General features: G+C 66.5%; 16 protein-coding genes. 2 read left to right on the top strand and 14 right to left on the bottom strand.

Features of this window, described 5'->3' with window-relative positions; all coding sequences use genetic code 11:
* Position 1: 1 nt before the first annotated feature.
* The 3 genes from GIW57_RS13770 to GIW57_RS13780 all read right to left on the bottom strand — a co-directional run bounded on the left by GIW57_RS13770 (position 2) and on the right by GIW57_RS13780 (position 2842).
* The gene (locus GIW57_RS13770; protein ID WP_025878695.1) at positions 2-442 is read right to left on the bottom strand and encodes a response regulator; all 441 of its coding nucleotides are present in this window, start codon (positions 440-442) and stop codon (positions 2-4) included.
* Positions 439-2256, bottom strand: a complete 1818-nt coding sequence (locus tag GIW57_RS13775; RefSeq protein WP_100462507.1) for an ATP-binding protein — start codon at positions 2254-2256, stop codon at positions 439-441. Before GIW57_RS13775 ends, GIW57_RS13770 begins: the two co-directional genes overlap by 4 nt.
* Before the next feature lie 202 nt (positions 2257-2458).
* On the bottom strand, positions 2459-2842 hold the full coding sequence (locus GIW57_RS13780) for a BON domain-containing protein (RefSeq protein WP_025878697.1): 384 nt from the start codon (positions 2840-2842) through the stop codon (positions 2459-2461).
* A 188-nt stretch (positions 2843-3030) separates the two neighbouring features.
* Between GIW57_RS13780 and GIW57_RS13785 the strand changes: the two genes are divergently transcribed.
* Positions 3031-4074 (top strand): oxidoreductase, encoded by a 1044-nt coding sequence (locus tag GIW57_RS13785; RefSeq protein ID WP_236511554.1) that lies wholly within the window; start codon positions 3031-3033, stop codon positions 4072-4074.
* A 269-nt stretch (positions 4075-4343) separates the two neighbouring features.
* On the opposite strand, the gene gnd is transcribed toward GIW57_RS13785, so the two are convergent.
* The 7 genes from gnd to GIW57_RS13820 form a co-directional block, all read right to left on the bottom strand.
* Entirely contained in the window at positions 4344-5249 is a 906-nt protein-coding gene (gene gnd / locus GIW57_RS13790) for a phosphogluconate dehydrogenase (NAD(+)-dependent, decarboxylating) (RefSeq protein WP_176019582.1), read from the bottom strand.
* A 10-nt stretch (positions 5250-5259) separates the two neighbouring features.
* The gene (locus GIW57_RS13795; protein ID WP_236511556.1) at positions 5260-6498 is read right to left on the bottom strand and encodes a hypothetical protein; all 1239 of its coding nucleotides are present in this window, start codon (positions 6496-6498) and stop codon (positions 5260-5262) included.
* Between the two features lie 17 nt (positions 6499-6515).
* The gene (locus tag GIW57_RS13800; protein ID WP_236511558.1) at positions 6516-7157 is read right to left on the bottom strand and encodes a DUF2242 domain-containing protein; all 642 of its coding nucleotides are present in this window, start codon (positions 7155-7157) and stop codon (positions 6516-6518) included.
* Between the two features lie 175 nt (positions 7158-7332).
* Complete coding sequence (locus GIW57_RS13805) at positions 7333-9510, bottom strand: carboxy terminal-processing peptidase (RefSeq protein ID WP_108266575.1); 2178 nt, start codon at positions 9508-9510, stop codon at positions 7333-7335.
* Positions 9511-9787: 277 nt separating this feature from the next.
* Complete coding sequence (lipA, locus tag GIW57_RS13810) at positions 9788-10798, bottom strand: lipoyl synthase (protein ID WP_089236928.1); 1011 nt, start codon at positions 10796-10798, stop codon at positions 9788-9790.
* Between the two features lie 17 nt (positions 10799-10815).
* A complete protein-coding gene (gene lipB, locus GIW57_RS13815; RefSeq protein ID WP_236511563.1) occupies positions 10816-11460 on the bottom strand; it encodes a lipoyl(octanoyl) transferase LipB in 645 nt (214 codons plus the stop codon).
* 56 nt (positions 11461-11516) lie between these two features.
* On the bottom strand, positions 11517-11795 hold the full coding sequence (locus GIW57_RS13820) for a YbeD family protein (RefSeq protein ID WP_032975372.1): 279 nt from the start codon (positions 11793-11795) through the stop codon (positions 11517-11519).
* Between the two features lie 281 nt (positions 11796-12076).
* On the opposite strand from GIW57_RS13820, the gene GIW57_RS13825 reads away from it, so the two are divergent.
* A complete protein-coding gene (locus GIW57_RS13825) occupies positions 12077-13150 on the top strand; it encodes a lipid A deacylase LpxR family protein (RefSeq protein WP_100462486.1) in 1074 nt (357 codons plus the stop codon).
* 104 nt (positions 13151-13254) lie between these two features.
* Here GIW57_RS13825 and GIW57_RS13830 read toward each other — a convergent pair whose 3' ends face one another.
* The 4 genes from GIW57_RS13830 to GIW57_RS13845 all read right to left on the bottom strand — a co-directional run bounded on the left by GIW57_RS13830 (position 13255) and on the right by GIW57_RS13845 (position 17425).
* Positions 13255-14472, bottom strand: coding sequence for a D-alanyl-D-alanine carboxypeptidase family protein (locus tag GIW57_RS13830; RefSeq protein WP_100462483.1), 1218 nt, complete (start codon positions 14470-14472; stop codon positions 13255-13257).
* Positions 14473-14574: 102 nt separating this feature from the next.
* The gene (locus GIW57_RS13835; RefSeq protein ID WP_100462479.1) at positions 14575-15825 is read right to left on the bottom strand and encodes a septal ring lytic transglycosylase RlpA family protein; all 1251 of its coding nucleotides are present in this window, start codon (positions 15823-15825) and stop codon (positions 14575-14577) included.
* Positions 15822-16967 carry a lytic murein transglycosylase B gene (gene mltB / locus GIW57_RS13840; RefSeq protein ID WP_236511560.1) on the bottom strand — a complete coding sequence of 382 codons (1146 nt, stop codon included), beginning with the start codon at positions 16965-16967 and terminating at the stop codon, positions 15822-15824. The genes GIW57_RS13835 and mltB overlap by 4 nt, the downstream gene beginning before the upstream one ends.
* A 272-nt stretch (positions 16968-17239) precedes the next feature.
* A complete protein-coding gene (locus tag GIW57_RS13845) occupies positions 17240-17425 on the bottom strand; it encodes a hypothetical protein (RefSeq protein ID WP_236511561.1) in 186 nt (61 codons plus the stop codon).
* Positions 17426-17759: the final 334 nt, after the last annotated feature.

Below are 17759 nucleotides of genomic sequence, written 5' to 3' on the forward strand. Positions count from 1 at the left end.
CCTACTCGATCTCCGGAGCCTGGTTGATCAGTGCCCAGAACTTGCCCAGGGTCTGCACTGCGCCGAAGAACTGGTCCACGTCCACCGGCTTGACCACATATGCGTTCACGCCCATGTCCCAGCTGCGGGCCAGGTCGCTTTCCTCGCGTGAGGAAGACAGGATCACCACCGGCAACCGCTTCAGCTCATCGTGTTCGCGGATCTGCCGCAGTACTTCCAGGCCATCCATGCGCGGCATCTTGATGTCCAGCAGCAGCACCGCCGGCAGGCCTTCCTCGCGGCTGGCGAAGGCGCCACGGCGCAGCAGGTAGTCCATCACTTCCACGCCGTCTTCGACGTGCACGATGGGATTGGCCAGGCGTGCTTCCTGCAGCGCATCGATCGCCATTTCGGCGTCGGCCGGGCTGTCTTCGGCAAGGAGGATGGTGCGCAGCGTCGTCATGCGATGGGGCCCTGTTTGTCCGCGTCGAGCACGGGGGGAAGATAGAAGTGGAAGGTGGCGCCGGCATCCGGTGCGGCTTCGGCCCAGATGCGGCCGCCATGGCGGGTCAGCACCCGGCGTACGCTGGCCAGGCCGATACCGGTGCCGGGGTAGTCGCTGGCCTTGTGCAGGCGCTGGAATACGCCGAACAGCTTGCCAGCGTAGGCCATGTCAAAGCCTGCACCATTGTCGCTGACCGTGAACTGATGACCGCCATCGGGCTGCTGCTGGTAGTCCACGCGGACCTTCGCCGGCTCGCGGTTGGCCGAATACTTCACCGCGTTGCCCAGCAGGTTCAGCCAAACCTGGCGCAGCATGTTTTCGTCGCCCACCACTATCGGCAGCGGCGCGATGCTCCACTCCACCTGATGGGCGTGACCGCTGCTCTCGGCCTCGCTCTGCACGTTCGCGTCGAGCATCGCGCGCGTATCGGCCACCAGCGACTGCATGTCCACGGTCTGTTGGCGCATCGCTGCGCGGCCCAGGCGCGAATAGACCAGCAGGTCATCGATCAACGTGGCCATGCGCCGCGCTGAACCGGAGATCACCCCCAGATAGTGCTGACTCTTCTCGTCGGCGGCCTCGCCCAGGTGCCGCGACAGCTTGTCCGAGAAACCGGCGACATGGCGCAGCGGCGCGCGCAGGTCGTGCGACACCGAGTAGCTGAATGCTTCCAGCTCGCGGTTGACCTCCGAAACCTGGGCGACCTTGCCTTCCAGCTGCCGGTTCAACTCTTCGACGCGTGTCTGTACCGCGCGCTGCACGGTCACGTCGCTGACGGTCAGCAGCACCACTTCATCGTCGGTGTCAGGCAGCGGCATGCGCCGCGCGTTGAGCAGCATGTAACGGGACATGCCGTCGGCGCCGCGTTGTTCGTGTTCGAAATCCCACAGTTCGCGGCCGCGCAGCAATACGTCGGCCAGACGCTGGCGAACCACCGGATCACGCCATGCGCCCTCGCCTACGTTCTCCAGCAGCAGGCCATCGGCGCGCTCATCCTGCAGCCCGTACAACTCGGAGAACGCGGGATTGTGCAGCTGCACACGCAGCTCGCGATCCAACAGCACGATCGGTTCGCGCACGGTCTGCAGCACCGACGCCGCGCGCGCAGCCGCACGCTGCGACTGCCGTTCAGCCTGCAGGCGGCGGCCGATCTGTCGTTGCAGCAGCCACAGCACCAGGCCGAGCAGCGCCAGCTGCACCAGCAGCGAGCTCCACGATACAAAGTTGGTCTGCCGCTTCTGTCGCTCCGCCTGGGCGGCGCGCTGGGCCAGCAGCGCTTCCTCGCTGGCCTGCAGCTCTTCCACCAGGCCGCGGATCGGGTAGCGCGTGCTCAGGTCCTGCACCAGCTCGCGCTGGTCGCTGTTCGGCTCGGACCTGGCCAGCTCACGCGCAACCCCCATACGACCTTCCAGCATCGACTGGATGCGGCCGATGCGGATCAGCTGGTCGGGATTGTCGCGGGTCATCCGGCCCAGTTCGGCCAGCCGCTCGGGGATGTCGTTGGCCTTGGCCATGCGCTCGCGCAGGCCCGGCGCATCCACGCCCTTGGACAGCGTCAATGCAGCCGATTCGATGTCGCGCACATCGGTCTGCAGCTGCTGCAGGGCCACGGTCACCTGCTGGGTATGGGTCACCCAGCCCATGGCCAGCTCGTTGTCCTGCTGCAGTTTGCGCAGGGTCAACCACGGGACCACGATGATGGCTGCCGCTGCCAATGCCAGAGCAGGCAGTCGCCAGCGATCCCAGATGTCATCACTGAAAACCAGCGCCATAGTTCCTCGTCAGCCCAGCTGTGGGAGTGCGATCCGGACAGGATCGGCCGCAGCGGAACCGGCAATATAGCGCAGCCGGTCACATCTCTGGGGTAATCGTTCCATCAGGCGGGCCGCCCACCAGCACGCGTGGAGCAGGCCCCACAGCACAAAAGAGGGGCGCCCCCCTGGGAGCGCCCCTGCTGGCAACCTGCGGTGTCGATCAACGCTTGGCGGCACTGACCTTCAGCGCGGCGGCATCAACGCGGGTCACGCCCTTGATGCCCTTGGCGGTGGCGATGGCCTTGTCATGCTCGGCCTTGGTGGCGACGGTGCCGCTCAGGCTGACCACGCCATTGACCGTTTCCACCTTCACTTCGGTACCCGGCACATTGCTGCTGGCGAGCAGATCGGCCTTGACCTTGGTGGTGATCCAGCTGTCGGTGACCGGCTCGTTGGAATCATGGCGGTCGGCATGGGTCATCGCCGAATGATCAGTTTTCGGCGGGCTCTTCGCTGCGGCGTCCTGGGCGAATGCGGCCGAGGAGGACAGCGCCAGGCCCAGGGTGAGGGCGGAAGCCAACAGCGTACGGGTCGTGGTGCTCATCGTGTGGTTCTCCTACTGGTTGGTGCGCCCAGTGTCGCCAACTGCTTGTAGTGCAGGCGTGGCGCTACGGTCATGCTCACGTGAATGGGCGCAACTGCAGCGGGAATGGTTCAGCTTCCGGGCGCGCAGTCATCTCGTTTACCCTGAGGTTCCTGTCCTGCACTTTCCGATCCGCGCGGAGTCTTCCCATGCGCCCCGAGCTGCAACTGGCCCTGATCGGCTACGGCCTGGCCGGCCGCGTCTTCCACGCCCCGCTGATCCAGCACACGCCGGGGTTGGCCCTGCACAGCGTCGTCAGTTCGCAGCGCGATACGTTGCTGCGCACCTTCAGTGACGTACACATACGCGCTACGGCGCAGGAGGTCTTCGATGACCCCGCGGTGGATGCGGTGGTCATCGCCACCCCGAACGAACAGCACGCGCCGTTGGCCATCGCCGCGCTGGCCGCCGGCAAGCATGTGCTGGTGGACAAACCGTTCGCGGTGAACGTGGACGAAGCCGAGCAGGTACTGGCTGCAGCGCGCAGCGCCGGACGCATCGCCACCGTGTTCCAGAACCGGCGCTTCGATGCGGACTTCCTGACCCTGCAGGCACTGCTTGCCAACGGCACGCTCGGTGACATCGCCGAGTGCCACGCCCATTTCGACCGCTACCGCCCGCAGGTGCGCGAGCGCTGGCGCGAGCAGGATGGGCCGGGCAGCGGCCTGTGGTACGACCTGGGGCCGCACCTGCTGGACCAGATGCTGGTGCTGTTCGGCTGTCCGCAGGCGATCGACGCGGACCTTGCCGTGCAGCGCGAAGGCGGCAGCGGCGTCGACTATTTCCACGCGGTACTGCATTACCCGCGCCATCGCGCGATCGTGCATGCCGGCTCACTGGTCGCTGCGCCTGCACCCCGTTTCGCCGTGCATGGCACGCGAGCCAGCTGGATCAAGCACGGCCTGGACGTGCAGGAAGCGCAGCTGCGTCGCGGCGTCGCGCCAGGCGCGCCGGGATGGGGCATCGATCCGCGCCACGGCGAACTGCTGCACTGCGATGCGGAGGACAACGTGCAGCGCAGCACCGTGGACAACCTGCCCGGCGACTATCGGCGCCTGTATGCCGACTTCGCAGCGGCGATGCAGGGCGAGGGTGAGCCGACGGTCAGCGCGCAGCAGGCGCTGCAGGTGATGCGGTTGCTGCAGGCGGGGGTGGACAGTGCGCGCGAAGGGCGGCGGGTGCAGGTGGGGTGATCGGCAGGGCTGCGCCCTGCACCTGCCGAGGCAACGGCAACGGCAACGGCAACGTCAAAAGCGGGCATTCCGTGGGATGGCGGGGTAGGTCCGGTTGCGGGGGACGCTGCAAGTACGTCCATGTAAGCTCGGTCGCCGCATCCATGCGGCTCACGCCCCCGCAACCGGACCCACCCCGCCTTCGACAGGTTCACGCGGCTGTTGGTGGGTGTCGACCTTGGTCGACACAGTAGATCCACGCCATGCGTGGATCTACGTCAAACCGGTGCTTACGACTTCTTGATGGCGTGGCCGCCGAATTCGTTGCGCATCGCCGACAGCAGGCGGTCGGTGAACGAGTTCGATTCACGCGAACGCAGGCGTTCGAGCAGCGACAGGGTGATCACCGGTGCCGGCACGTCCAGCGCAATCGCTTCGGCGACGGTCCAGCGGCCTTCGCCGGAATCCTCCACGTACGGTGCGATGCCATCCAGCGACGGGTTGCGCTTGAGTGCTTCGGTGCTCAGGTCCAGCAACCACGAACGCACCACGCTGCCGTGGCGCCATACCTCGGCCACCTGCGCCAGGTCCAGTTCCATCTCCTGCTTGCGCTCCATCAACGCGAAGCCTTCGGCGTAGGCCTGCATCATTCCGTACTCGATGCCGTTGTGGACCATCTTGGTGAAGTGGCCTGCGCCGGACGGGCCGACCCGCGCCCAGCCGCGGTCCTCGGCCGGTGCCAGCGTGCGCAGCAGCGGTGCGATCTGTTCGACCACTGCTGCATCGCCACCCACCATCAGGCTGTAGCCTTCCTGCAGGCCCCACACGCCGCCACTGGTGCCACAGTCCACGTAGCCCAGGTCATCTTCGGCCAGCGCCTTGGCGCGACGGATCGAGTCCTGGTAGTTGGAGTTGCCACCGTCGATGACGACGTCTCCTTCGGCCAGGTGCGGGGTCAACTGGCCCAGCGTCTGGTCCACGGTCTCGCCGGCCGGCACCATCAGCCACACCACGCGCGGCACCGGCAGCGCGGCCACTGCGGCGGCCAGCGAATCCACCACCTCCAGGCCGGCCTCGGCGGCGCGCTGGCGGGCGCCCTCGCCCGGGTCGTAGCCGACCACGCGGTGGCCACCGCGGTGCAGGCGCTGGGCCATGTTGGCGCCCATGCGGCCGAGGCCGATCATTGCAATATCCATTGTTTCACCTTCAGTTGGGGTCTAGGGTCAGGCTGCCTGGCCTGCCGGTGGCTGCGCAGTGGCGCAACTGCGCCTCGCGCCAACGCCGGTAGAGCGTGGTATGCAGATTGTGCAACGCCAGGTCGATGGAAAACGGCGTGCGCGGATTGCGGTCGAGCAGGCGGATGACGTGATAACCGACAGGACGTATACCGCGTGGGTGCGCGTAGATCACGAACTGCTGGTAGAACGCATCGTCCAGCAACTGGTCCATCTGCTGCACGGCGTCACGATAGCGCGGGGCCAACTGCGCACGCAGCACCGGATCGCGCTCGTACAGCAGCCGCTCGAAATAGCGTTGGCCGACACGCGGAATGCCCTGTGCCAACTGCCACAGGGCACGATTGCGCTGGTCGTACCAGGCCAGGCCGCCGTGTTCTGCCAAGGCCCGCGCGGCACCCTCGCCCACCGCCACCACGACGAAGTTCTCCGCCTGGTTGCTGAGATCGTCCAGCGTGCCTTTGTCGAATACATGTTCGATGAAGCCAGGCAGCCCGACGAATGCCTGCCGCCCCATCGCCGAGGTGCGCACGGCCTTGCCGTCGGCCAGGAACTGGCCAGCCTGTGCGCCCAGCAGGATGCTGTCGGTGTCGTGCAGACCTAGGAAAGTGCCGATGGACAGCTCCCCCGGCGCGAACTCCGCATCGAAGGCCGCATCGCCATACAGCTCGCGCTGCGTAGCCAGCTGCGCGACCTGACGGCCGACACCGCACTCGGCACGCACCCGGCCGGTGTAGAACGCATCCAGTGCGCGGCTGTTGCTGGCGGCCGGTACATAGCCGCGGCCGAAGCTGCGCACCCGCTGCCAACCCTGTGCCGGGGCGCCGCGTGCGCCAAAGCCGATCCAGCCCAGCTGCACACCGGTGAAGCGGAAGGATTCATTGTCCTGCAGTGCCTGCGTAGCGCGTTGCACGGCACCGCCCAGTTCAAAGGCGTAGGCACAGACCGTGGCCGGGTCATCCAACAACTGCTGCAACAGGGCCTGCCGGTCGGCCTCGGCCAGCGTTCCCGGCCAACGCACACGCAGATCACCGGCTGCCTGCGCCTCGGCCAGCGAGGCTCGCGTACAGACCGGCCCACCGTGTACCTGCGGTGCGGTGACCGCGGTGGTGTCGAAGCGCCACCCCAGCCGCTGCAGCAGGCCCTGGGTGCACTCGGCCGTAGCGGCCAGCGCGCTCAAGGGCCAGCCCAACAGCAGGGCCCATGCCATCACCCTGCCGCGCACGTTCAGCCCTGGTCCGTTGTTGCCGGCGCGGGTTCGGGTGCAGGCTCGGCAGGAGGCGGCGACGACGCGGCCGGTGGTGGTTGTGGTTGTGGTTGTGGTTGTGGTTGCGGCTCCGCTTTCGCTGTCGCCGGCAGGTACTGCTGCAGGCGCTGGAAGAAGCGCCGGTAGAACTCGGCATCGGTGATCGTGCTGCTGGCCACTTTCACCAGCGAATCGTCATTGCTGCCGAACGGCAATGACACCGAGCCCAGCGCGCCCACGCCGACACTGGCCGAGGTCGGGCTCTTCTTCAGTGCATAGCGGTCCTGCACGGCGCTGACGAACACCAACGCCTGGCTGCCGCGCGGCGCGCACGAGATACGCAGCACCAGTTGTTCGTGGTCATCCTCGCGCGGCTGGAAATTCTTGCTGCCTTCCACCTGCGCGTCGTCCGACCGTGCGATGGCATAGCCCTGGCTGAGCAGCGTGCGCCGTGCCGCCTCGCAGGCGTCGGCCGGACGCCCATCGACGGTGCGCGAGAAGGTGTCGCCGGAGTCGAAGGACTCCCGCAACAGACTGCTGTCGGCGGCGCGGCCACCGCACGCGGTCAATGCCAGGGCACTGGTAGCGGCCAACAGGGAAGCGGAGAGGAGGGAGGCCCGCATGGGTACTCCTGCAAAGACGATAGCCCCGAGGGTAGCCCCCTGCCCGTGTGCGCCGGGTCGATACTGCTTGGCCCGGCCCCCACCGTTGCTCCCGGTTCATGCAAAAAGGGGACGGAGGGGCTTAAGTCGTTTGTGGCACCAACGACTTAAAGCCCTCCATCCCCTCCTCAGTCAATCAGTCGGCCCAGCGGCCTGCGGCGGTGGACTGCGGCAGCACCTGTGCCGACAGCGGACGGTCGGCCTCGAGCAGGTTCACCGCGTCGGCCAGGATCGAGGCCGATTCACGCAGCAGCGGATCCGGGCGCTTCTCGGCGGCCTTCTCGCGGGCGGCATCCTTGACGATGTCGCGCTCGTTGCCGGTCAGGCCGTCATCGCTGCTGTCATCGGCCAGCGGGTCCAGGGCCAGGCCCAGTTCCTTGCGCACGATCTGGCGCTGCTTGCGCTGGGTGTCCTGGCGCTCGCGCTCGGCACGGCGGGTCGCTTCATTCAGCGAGACGTACTTCTTCGCCGCTTCGGTACGGAACTGCTCGACGTCCTCGTTCCACCACTGGAATTCCTTGTCGGTGGCGATGCGCGAGTCGTGGCGCGTTTCCAGCTTCGGCAGCAGCGGCGCGAAGTTGCCGTACTGGGTGTGCGGCACCGCGGCGATGCGGGTCCACGGCAGTGCGTTGTCGTAGGTGCTTTCGCCGAATTCGGTGGCATCGACGCTGGCCGGGAACGCCAGGTCCGGCACCACACCCTTGTGCTGGGTGCTGCTGCCACTGATGCGGAAGAACTGGGCGATGGTCAGTTTCACCTGGCCAAAGCGCTGGGTTTCGCCGCTCGGCCAACGGTCCAGGTCGACGATGTTCTGCACGGTGCCCTTGCCGAAGCTGGTTTCACCGATGACCAGGCCGCGACCGTAGTCCTGGATGGCACCGGCGAAGATTTCCGATGCCGACGCCGAACCACGGTTGATCAGCACGGCCAGCGGGCCGTCCCATGCCACGCCCTGGTTGCGGTCGCTGTTGACGGTGACACGTCCACCGGATTCGCGCACCTGCACCACTGGACCCTGCTCGATGAACAGACCGGTCAGCTCGATGGCTTCATCAAGCGAGCCACCCCCGTTGTTGCGCAGGTCCAGCACCACGCCGTCCAGCTTGTCGGTCTTGAAACCGGCCAGCAGCTTGGCCACGTCGCGGGTGGCCGACGCGTAGTCGGCGGCGTTGCGACGACGGCCTTCGAAGTCCTGGTAGAAGGTCGGCAGCTTGATCACGCCAACCTTGCGTGCCGGCTCGCCATTGGCGGCCGGAATGGTCATGGTCTCGCCCTTGGCGGCCTGTTCGGCCAGGCGCACCTTCTGCCGGGTCAGCACCAGGGTGTGGTGCTTGCCGTCGACGCCCGCTTCGGCCGGAATGAATTCCAGCTTGACGTCGGTGTCCTTGGCGCCACGGATCTTGGCCACCACATCATCGATGCGCCAGCCGATCACATCTTCCACCAGCCCGGACTTGCCCTGGCCGACACCGACGATGCGGTCGCCCGGCTTCAGCGTGCCGTCCACGGCAGCCGGACCACCGGCGATGATCTCGCGGATCACCACCACATCGTCCTGGCGCTGCAGCTGCGCACCGATGCCTTCCAGCGACAGCGACATCGCCTGGTTGAAGTTCTCGGCGGTACGCGGGGTGAAGTAATCGGTGTGCGGATCAACCGCGCTGGTATAGGCGTTCATGAAGAACTGGAAGGTGTCTTCGCCCTTCAGCTCGTTGACCGACTTTTCCAGGGTGGCGTAACGCTTGTCCAGCGTCTTGCGGATGTCATCGGACTTCTTGCCGGCCAGCTTCAGGCGCAGCCAGTCGTTCTTCACCGACTTGCGCCACAGCTCGTCGAGTTCGGCATTGGAAGCGGCCCACGGCACCTCCTTGCGGTCGTACTCGAAGCGCTCGTCGGTGGTGAAATCCGGTTCCTGCTTGAGCAGCTTGCGCGCATAGGCCACACGCTCGCCGACGCGCTGCTTGTAGATCGCGAACACCTGGAAGGCCGGCTCCAGTTCGCCGCCGCGGATGGCATTGGCAATGCCGGCCTGGAACGGTGCGAAGCGGGTGATGTCGGCCTGGGTGAAGTACTGCTTGCCGCCGTCCAGCGTCTCCAGGTAGCGCTTGAACACATCCTTGGAGGTGGCTTCATCGAGCGCACGCGGGCGGTAGGCGTAGCGGCTGTCGGACAACAGGCCGTAGACCAGCTTGGAGGTGGTCACCTGATCGGCGGTGGCGGCAGCCGGCAACGCCGGTGAGTCGGCCTTGGCCGCGAGCGCCAGCGGCGCGACCAGCGCCAGGGCCATCAGGAATGCGGGGGCTTTGAATTTCATTGACGTGCTCGAAGGCGCCTTGCCAAGGGGGAGACTGCAGGGTGTTCAGACACCGCGACAGTGCCGAAAGTTGCCGGGTTTGTCACCCGCCCACGTTCGGTGGAAAACCAGCCTAGCGGGGCCGGTGTAGCAAATTGTGAATGCATGTAGAGCCGAGCCCATGCTCGGCTGGCCGGCAGCAAGCAGCCGAGCATGGGCTCGGCTCTACGGCAGGCAGAGGTGTGCGGACCAACGGTCCGCACCCACAGGAGAAGCAGCTCCCACCCATCAGCGGGTGTCAGGAAACGCCGGCGCCCTTGGCCTGCACGTCGGCGTGGTACGACGAGCGCACCATCGGGCCGGAGGCCACGTGGCTGAAGCCCAGCTCGTAACCGTAGACTTCCAGCGCCTTGTAGTCTTCCGGGGTCCAGTACTTCAGCACCGGGTGGTGATGCGCGGTCGGCTGCAGGTACTGGCCGATGGTGATCATGTCCACGTTGTGCGCACGCAGGTCGCGCATGGTGGCCTTGATCTGTTCGAAGTCTTCGCCCAGGCCCAGCATGATGCCCGACTTGGTCGGCACGTCAGGGTGCTGCGCCTTGAAGTTCTTCAGCAGGTTCAACGACCACTGGTAATCGGCACCCGGGCGCACGTTGCGGTACAGGTCCGGCACGGTTTCGATGTTGTGGTTGAACACGTCCGGCGGGTTCTGCGCCAGGATCTCCAGCGCGCGCTCCATGCGACCCTTGCCGCGGAAGTCCGGGGTCAGCACTTCGATGCGGGTGCCCGGCGACTTCTCGCGGATGGCGGTGATGCAGTCGACGAAGTGCTGGGCACCGCCGTCGCGCAGGTCATCACGGTCGACGCTGGTCACCACCACGTACTTCAAGCCCATGTCGGCCACGGTCTGGCCGAGGCTGGCCGGCTCGTTGGCATCGGGCGGCTTCGGCCGGCCGTGTGCCACGTCGCAGAACGAGCAGCGGCGGGTGCAGACCTCGCCCAGGATCATGAAGGTGGCGGTGCCGTGGCCGAAGCATTCGTGGATGTTCGGGCAGCTGGCTTCCTCGCACACGGTCACCAGACGGTTCTCGCGCAGCTTGGCTTTCAGGTTCTGCACGGCATTGCCCGACGGAATGCGTACGCGGATCCAGGAGGGCTTGCGCAGCACCGGCACGTCGGCGAACTGCACCGGCGAGCGGTTGATCTTGTCCCCACCCATCTGCTTGACCCCGGCCTGCAACGGCGCGGTGGACGGAAGCTCGGCCTGCACGATCTGCAGGGGAATGGTGCGGGCAGTGGTTTCAGTCATGGCGTTTCCGGGGGCGGTCAGGCGGCCGCAGAGAGATCAGGCAGTTCAGGCACGGGCTGCAGCAGCAGGCCGAACTGGCGGGCCAGGTGGTCCAGCAGCACCGGCTTGACGGCGTCCATCCCGGACGGACCGCCCAAGTCTAGCACCGTGGTCACCTGCAACCCCTCGTAACCACAGGGGTTGATGCGGTGGAAAGGATCCAGGTCCATGGCCACGTTGAAGGCCAGGCCATGGAAGGTGCAGCCGCGGCGCACGCGGATGCCGAGCGCGGCGATCTTGGCGCCGCCGACATAGACGCCCGGGGCGCCGTCGAGCCGTTCGGCACCGATGTTCCACTCGGCCAGCGTGTCGATGATGGCCTGCTCGATGCGGCACACGTAGTCGCGCACGCCGATACCCAGCCGCGGCAGGCGCAGCAGCGGGTAGATCACGATCTGGCCGGGGCCGTGGTAGGTCACCTGGCCGCCACGATCGACGTGGACAACCGGGATCTCGCCCGGCGCCAGCACGTGTTCGACCTTGCCGGCCTGGCCCAGGGTGAACACCGGATCGTGCTCGACCACCCACAGCTCGTCGAGCGTGTCGTCGTCGCGCTGGTCGGTGAAACGCTGCATGGCGTGCCAGACCGGTTCGTAGGGCTGGCGCCCCAGGTCACGGACCACCGCCGGGCGCGGCGGACGCGCCTCGGGGGCCGCCGCTTCGGCAGGGCAGCTGACGGCTACACCGTCCACTTCACTTCCGGGTGGTCGCGCAGGGCCTGGTGGGCCACGTCGTACTGTTCACGGTTCTCGGCCCGGAAGACCAGGCGCACCGAGACGTACTTGCCGTTGGACGAATGCTTCCAGCTGATGCGCTCGTTCACCACGTCGACGCCAGCAGCCAGCAGCAGGCGGGGGAGTTCATGCTCCAGGCCGCGGTTGGCCGGGCCCATCGCGCTGAGCTCGAACTGACCGGGGAACTGGAAGCCGTGTTCGGGATTGTCGGACTTGATTTCCATGCGCCCATTATCGGGCCGCAGGGCAACAAACCCAAGAGTATTCATAAAGCTCGGCGGCACCGCAGGCGGGCCGCTGCGTTGCAGCTGAACATCCATTCAGGCAGGGCCCCCGCTCCGTGGACCCTGCCCCCGACCCGATGCCCGCTGTCTGCGGTAACCAATTGTGTCGATCAGACAATGTTGTTTTCGGAACAGACAAGTGATCCCAGCGCGCTCGTTCCATCACATCGCCGGGAGTAACGTGTCGTTGCATAAAACGACAAACAAAAGCCCCCTTCCCGATGATCATCCCATCCATGCGTCACCTCGCAGCCTTCGGGCTGTCCGGCCTGCTGGCCACCGCCCTCCCCCTTTCCGCCCAGGCAGCCGAACAATGCGGCCCGGACGCGATGCGCGAGCATCCGCCGCAGGTCAATTTCCGCGTCGACAACGACCTGTTCGGCGGCCGCCACCAGGACCAGGGCTACACCAATGGCGCCCAGCTGACCCTGGTCTCGCCCAACCTGGTGGACTACACCGATGACCCGTGCCTGCCGCGCCTGGCGCGCTGGGTGAACAGCCACCTGGAAGCATTGCACCCGGGCAAGTTCGAACAGCAGAACATGATTTTCAGCCTGGCCCAGGGCATCTTCACCCCCACCGACCCGACCCGCAGCGACCTGATCGAGGATGACCGGCCGTATGCCGGCGTGCTGCTGGTCAGTTTCGGCTTCAACGCGCGCAGTGGCGATCGCCTGCAGACCACCCAGCTCTCGCTGGGCGTGGTCGGGCCGTGGGCACAGGGCAAGCAGGTGCAGGACGCCGTGCACAGCGTGCTGGGCGATGAGAAGTTCAAGGGCTGGGACAACCAGCTGCACAACGAACCGGTGTTCATGCTGACCCACGAGCGCATGCGCCGCTGGCCGGGCGATGCCAGCATCAATGCCGACGGCTGGGGCTGGGATGCGATCAGCCACTACGGCGGTTCGATCGGCAACCTGGAAACCAAGGCGAACCTCGGCGGCGAAGTGCGCTTCGGCTGGAAGCTGCCGGACGATTTCGGCAGCACCCCGCTGCGCCCGGCAGGCGAGAACACCGCGCCGACCCGGGGCGGCAAGCCGTCCGGCTGGTCCTGGCACCTGTTCGCCACCACCGACGCGGCGTGGGTGATCCGCGACATCACCCTGGACGGCAACACCTTCCGCAACAGCCATAGCGTGGACAAGCGTCATGTGGTTGCCCAGGGCGGTTATGGTATCGCGGTGATGCGCGGCCGCTGGAAGTTCGCGATGGCGCGTTACCACAGCACCCGCGAATTCGATGGCCAGCGCCAGTCGCCGGTGTTCGGCAGTTTCACCGTCAGCCGCTCGCTGTAAGCGATCGGGCTGGTAGTGCCGGCGGGATTCATGCGGAGCCGGCTCCCGAAACAGAAAAGGCCGGCATTCGCCGGCCTTTTCCGTTCACCGCAGCACGCTGCGGATCATTCCGATTCCCACCACATCCAGAAGCTGTCCCACAGGCGCTTGAAGAAGCCGGCCTGCTCGACCGCGGCCACCGCCACCAGCGGCGCTTCGGCCACCAGCTTGCCATCCAGGGTGACCTTGACGGTGCCGATCTGCTGGCCAGCGGTGAACGGCGCTTCCAGGGTCTTGGGCACGTCGATGCTCGGCTTCAGGTCGTTGTAGCGACCGCGCGGCACGCTGACCAGCATCGGCTGGGCGACGCCCAGCTGCACCTTGTCGGTGGTGCCCTTCCAGACCTTGTGCTCGGCCACGGCCTTGCCCGGCTCGTACAGGCGGTGGGTTTCGAAGAAGCGGAAGCCCCAGTTCAACAGAGCCAGGCTGTCATCGGCGCGCTGCTTTTCCGACGCGCCGCCCAGCACCACGGCGACCAGACGCTGGTCACCGCGCTGGGCCGAACTCATCAGGCAGTAGCCGGCTTCGGAGGTGTGGCCGGTCTTGATGCCGTCCACGCTGCCATCGCGCCACAACAGCAGGTTGCGGTTGGGCTGCTTGATGGTGCCGACCTGGAATTCCTTGATCTTGTTGTACGCGTAGGTTTCCGGGTAATCACGCACCATCGCGCGACCCAGCAGGGCCAGGTCGTAGGCGCTGCTGTGGTGGCCCGGGGCGGTCAGGCCGTGGGCGTTCACGAAATGCGAGTTCTTCATGCCGATCTTGGCGGCGTAGCTGTTCATCAGCGAAGCGAAGGCTTCTTCGCTGCCGGCCACGTGCTCGGCCAGGGCGATCGCGGCGTCATTGCCGGACTGGATCGCCATGCCCTTTTCCATGTCTTCCAGACGTGCAGTCTGGTTGACCGGGAAGCCACTGTAGCTGCCATCGGTGCCGGCGCCACCTTCGCGCCAGGCGCGTTCGCTCATCATCACCTGGTCGTCCGGACGGACCTTGCCGTTCTTGACCTCGGCGGCGATCACGTAGGACGTCATCACCTTGGTGATGCTGGCCGGGGCCAGCTGTTCGTTGATGTTCTCGCCTGCCAGCACCTGGCCGGTGGCGTAGTCCATCAGCACCCAGGCCTTGGACACGCTGGGTGCGGGCGCCGGCGGCGTGGCCACGGTGGCGGGGGCAGCAGCGGCGGCAGGCGTCGGGGTGGCCGGGGTCGGCAGCGTCGTCTGGGCGGAGGCCAGGCCCACCACCAGGGTGGCGGCCAGGGCAGTGGCGGCGGAACGGAAATTCATGGGACAGCAGGCTCCAGGGGACGGCCGGAAAATGAAGGATGGTACGAGGTGGCCATTGTAAGGCCGGGGTGGCAAGGGCCGGCAGCACCGGCCCGGGCGGAATCAGTCCTTGACGATCTGTGGCGAGCCAAAGCCCAGACCCGAGATGCGCCCGGCAAGTTCCGCCGCGCTGGCATGGTCGCTGGCGGGAACCCGCAGGCGCCACAGGGTACGACCACCGGCAGCGATGTCGCTGATGGTGGCACCGACGATACCGGCGGCGTTGAGCTGGCCCATCGCCCGGTTGGCATTGTCGCGGTTGGAGAAGCTGGCAACCTGCAGCATCACCGCGCCCACCACCTTCTGCGACAGGCTGGGGCTGCTGACCGGGGCCGGGGCCGGGCTGCGCGGCATGGCGGTGGCCACGACCGGCGCGGCGGGACGCGGCGCGGGTGCGCTGGGTGGCAGGCTGCTGACCGCCACCTCCGGCATCGTGCTGACGGCGGCCTGGGTGGTGGCCGGCTGGCCACGCGCCGGCGCCCCGTCGGCAGGCAGGCGGTTGACCAGGCGATCGATGTCACTGTCGGCGACCGCACGCGCGGCAGGTGCGGGGCGTGCGCTGGCGACGGCAGCGGTGGCCGCCGCCGCTTCAGCAGCACGGCGTTCGCGGCGCGACGGCTTCTGCGCCATCAGGTTGGTTTCACCCGGCTGCACCGCGCGCACTTCCACGTTGCCGGTACCGCGCTGGGTGATGCCCAGGCGCACAGCGGCGGCATAGCTGAGATCGACCACGCGGCCATCGTGGAACGGACCACGATCATTGACGCGCACGATCACCGATTCGCCGTTGTCCAGGTTGGTCACGCGGGCGAAGCTGGGCAGCGGCAAGGTCTTGTGCGCGGCGGTGAACTGGTACATGTCGTAGACCTCGCGGTTGGAGGTCAGGCGGCCGTGGAACTTGGCACCGTAGTACGAAGCGGTGCCGCGCTCGACGTAGTTGCGGGTGTCGTCGAGCACCTTGTACTGCTTGCCCAGCACCACGTAGGGTGATTTGTTGCCGATCGCCGAGCGGTCTTCATTGGTGACCAGCGGCTCGGGAATGCAGGCCACGTTGGGCACATAACTGGGTGTGGTGTCTTTCACGCCCGGCTTGTACAGGCCACCGGCGGTGTAGTTGCCACGGGTGGACAGGTCCTCGGTGGCGGCCGCGTACGGCGAGCCCTCCGGACAATGCGCCGGACGCCCGCCCTTGCCCTGCACCACCGTGCCGGACGGCTTGCCACCGTGGCCGGCGGTCGCCGGCTTTTTCGGCGCGCTGCTGCAGGCGGCCAGCGCAAGGACGATCAATCCAGGGACCAGCCATCTGATGTTCATGCCGGGGGCAGCTCCTGTCCGGCAATGGCCTGCGACAACTGGAACACGGCCATCGCGTACATCTTCGAGAGGTTGTAACGGGTGATCGCGTAATAGTTCTGGAAGCCCAGCCAGTACTGTTTGCCGGTGCTGCCTTCAAGCGTGATGGGGGTGGCGGTGGCGCCCGGCTGCACCGGTGCGCTGGGCTGGTAGCCGCGCTGGGCCAGATCGGCCAGCGACCAGGTGGGCATCCACTCGGTCGGATTGAATTCTTCGCGGCCGGCGGCGAGCGTGGCCGGCACGGCGACCTGCCCACCGCGCACCCAACCGCCCTTCTTCACAAAGTAGTTGGCGATGGAGGAGAACACGTCGTCGTAGCTGGTGAACAGGTCACGGCGGCCATCGCCGTTGCCGTCCACCGCGTAATCCAGATAGCTGGAGGGCATGAACTGGCCCATGCCCATCGCGCCGGCATAGCTGCCCTTGAGCGTGGTGATGTCCAGCTTTTCCTCGCGGCCGAGCTCGAACAGCTTGGCCAGTTCATCGCGGAAGAACAGCTCGCGGCGTACTTCGCGTTCCAGCTTGGCCGGGTCGCCACTGCGCGGGTAATAGAAGGCCAGCGTATACAGCGCATCGAGCACGCGATGGCTGCCGGCATTCTTGCCATAGCTGGTTTCCACGCCGATGATCGCCACGATCACTTCAGCCGGCACACCGGTGCGCTGCTGCACACGGTCCAGTTCAGCGCGATGCTGGGCAAGGAACGCCTTGCCGCCATCGATGCGCGCCTTGCTGATGAACATCGGCCGGTATTCGTTCCACGGCTTGACCCGCTCGGCCGGCCGCGACATGGCGGCGATGATCGGCTGGCGCACCTGCGCCTGGTCGAGCACGTTGCGGATCTCATCGGGCTTCAGGCCGTAACGCTTGGCGGTATCGGCAATGAACTTCGCGCGCGCGGTTTCGAACGGCACCGGGGTGAGATCGACCGGCGCAGCCGTAGCGGCTGCCGCTTCCGGCGCGGCTTCGGCCGGGCCATGAGGCTTGACCGCCGGGTGGCGCGGCGTACTGCTGGCCTGGGGCGAAGTCGGTGGGGACGTCGGCTGGGTCGCACAGGCGACCAGGCCGAGGGTGAGCATGCAGGCCAGAGAACGTCGAATCATCACCGCAGGTTAGCAGGTCATGGATGAATTAAAACCCCTAAGACCATGAATCACAACGATTTGCTCGCGTTCAGCGAGAAATGTGAAGGCGTCGTGATTGACCTGCCCCATTCAGGCAGAGGTTGCCGGTTGCGCCCCCATCCCCGCAGACGCAACCGGCCGCCGGACCCGGTCGGTACCTGCGCGGCTGCCGCTCCCCAGTGGCAGTGCTCCGCGCTCCTTGTACCTGTTGGATCAGTACTGCTTTCCCATCCGACGCCCCTCGCGCTGCATCAATGACGGCGCGCCATGCCGAACGGGCCGCCATTGTGCAGGCCGATTGCGACAAGTCCATTGATCAGGATCAACGCGGCGTCAAAATGTGAATTGGCGCGCACTTTTAATGGAACTTCGTCAGCGGGCATGCTGCTGTGCGGCGTTGTGGGAACGATTACAGAAATGCGCTTGCGCAGATTCATGCGTGCATCGGCGGCGAAGGTCGGCGAACGGCGCAGCCCCTCGTGGGTGGCCGCAAAGCGATTCAGCGGGGGGCCGGGTAGATGGACTGCGCAGGGGCCGCTGCAAGTACGTCCCTGTAAGCTCGGTCGCCGCATCCATGCGGCTCACGCCCCTGCGCAGCCCATCTACCCGGCCACGGACACGTTCCTGTGGCGTCCACCCACGCAAAGAGAAAAGAAGAGCAAAGAGCAACAGCGGGTCGCTTCGCTCTGAGCCGGGCCGGCCACGCTGCTTTTGCTTTTGATCTTCTTTTTCTTTTCCGTGGGCTGGACGTACTCGGGAACTGTCAGGGGC

The sequence above is a fragment of the Stenotrophomonas sp. PA-6-5C genome (genome assembly GCF_021605635.1).
GTDB lineage: Bacteria > Pseudomonadota > Gammaproteobacteria > Xanthomonadales > Xanthomonadaceae > Stenotrophomonas > Stenotrophomonas lactitubi.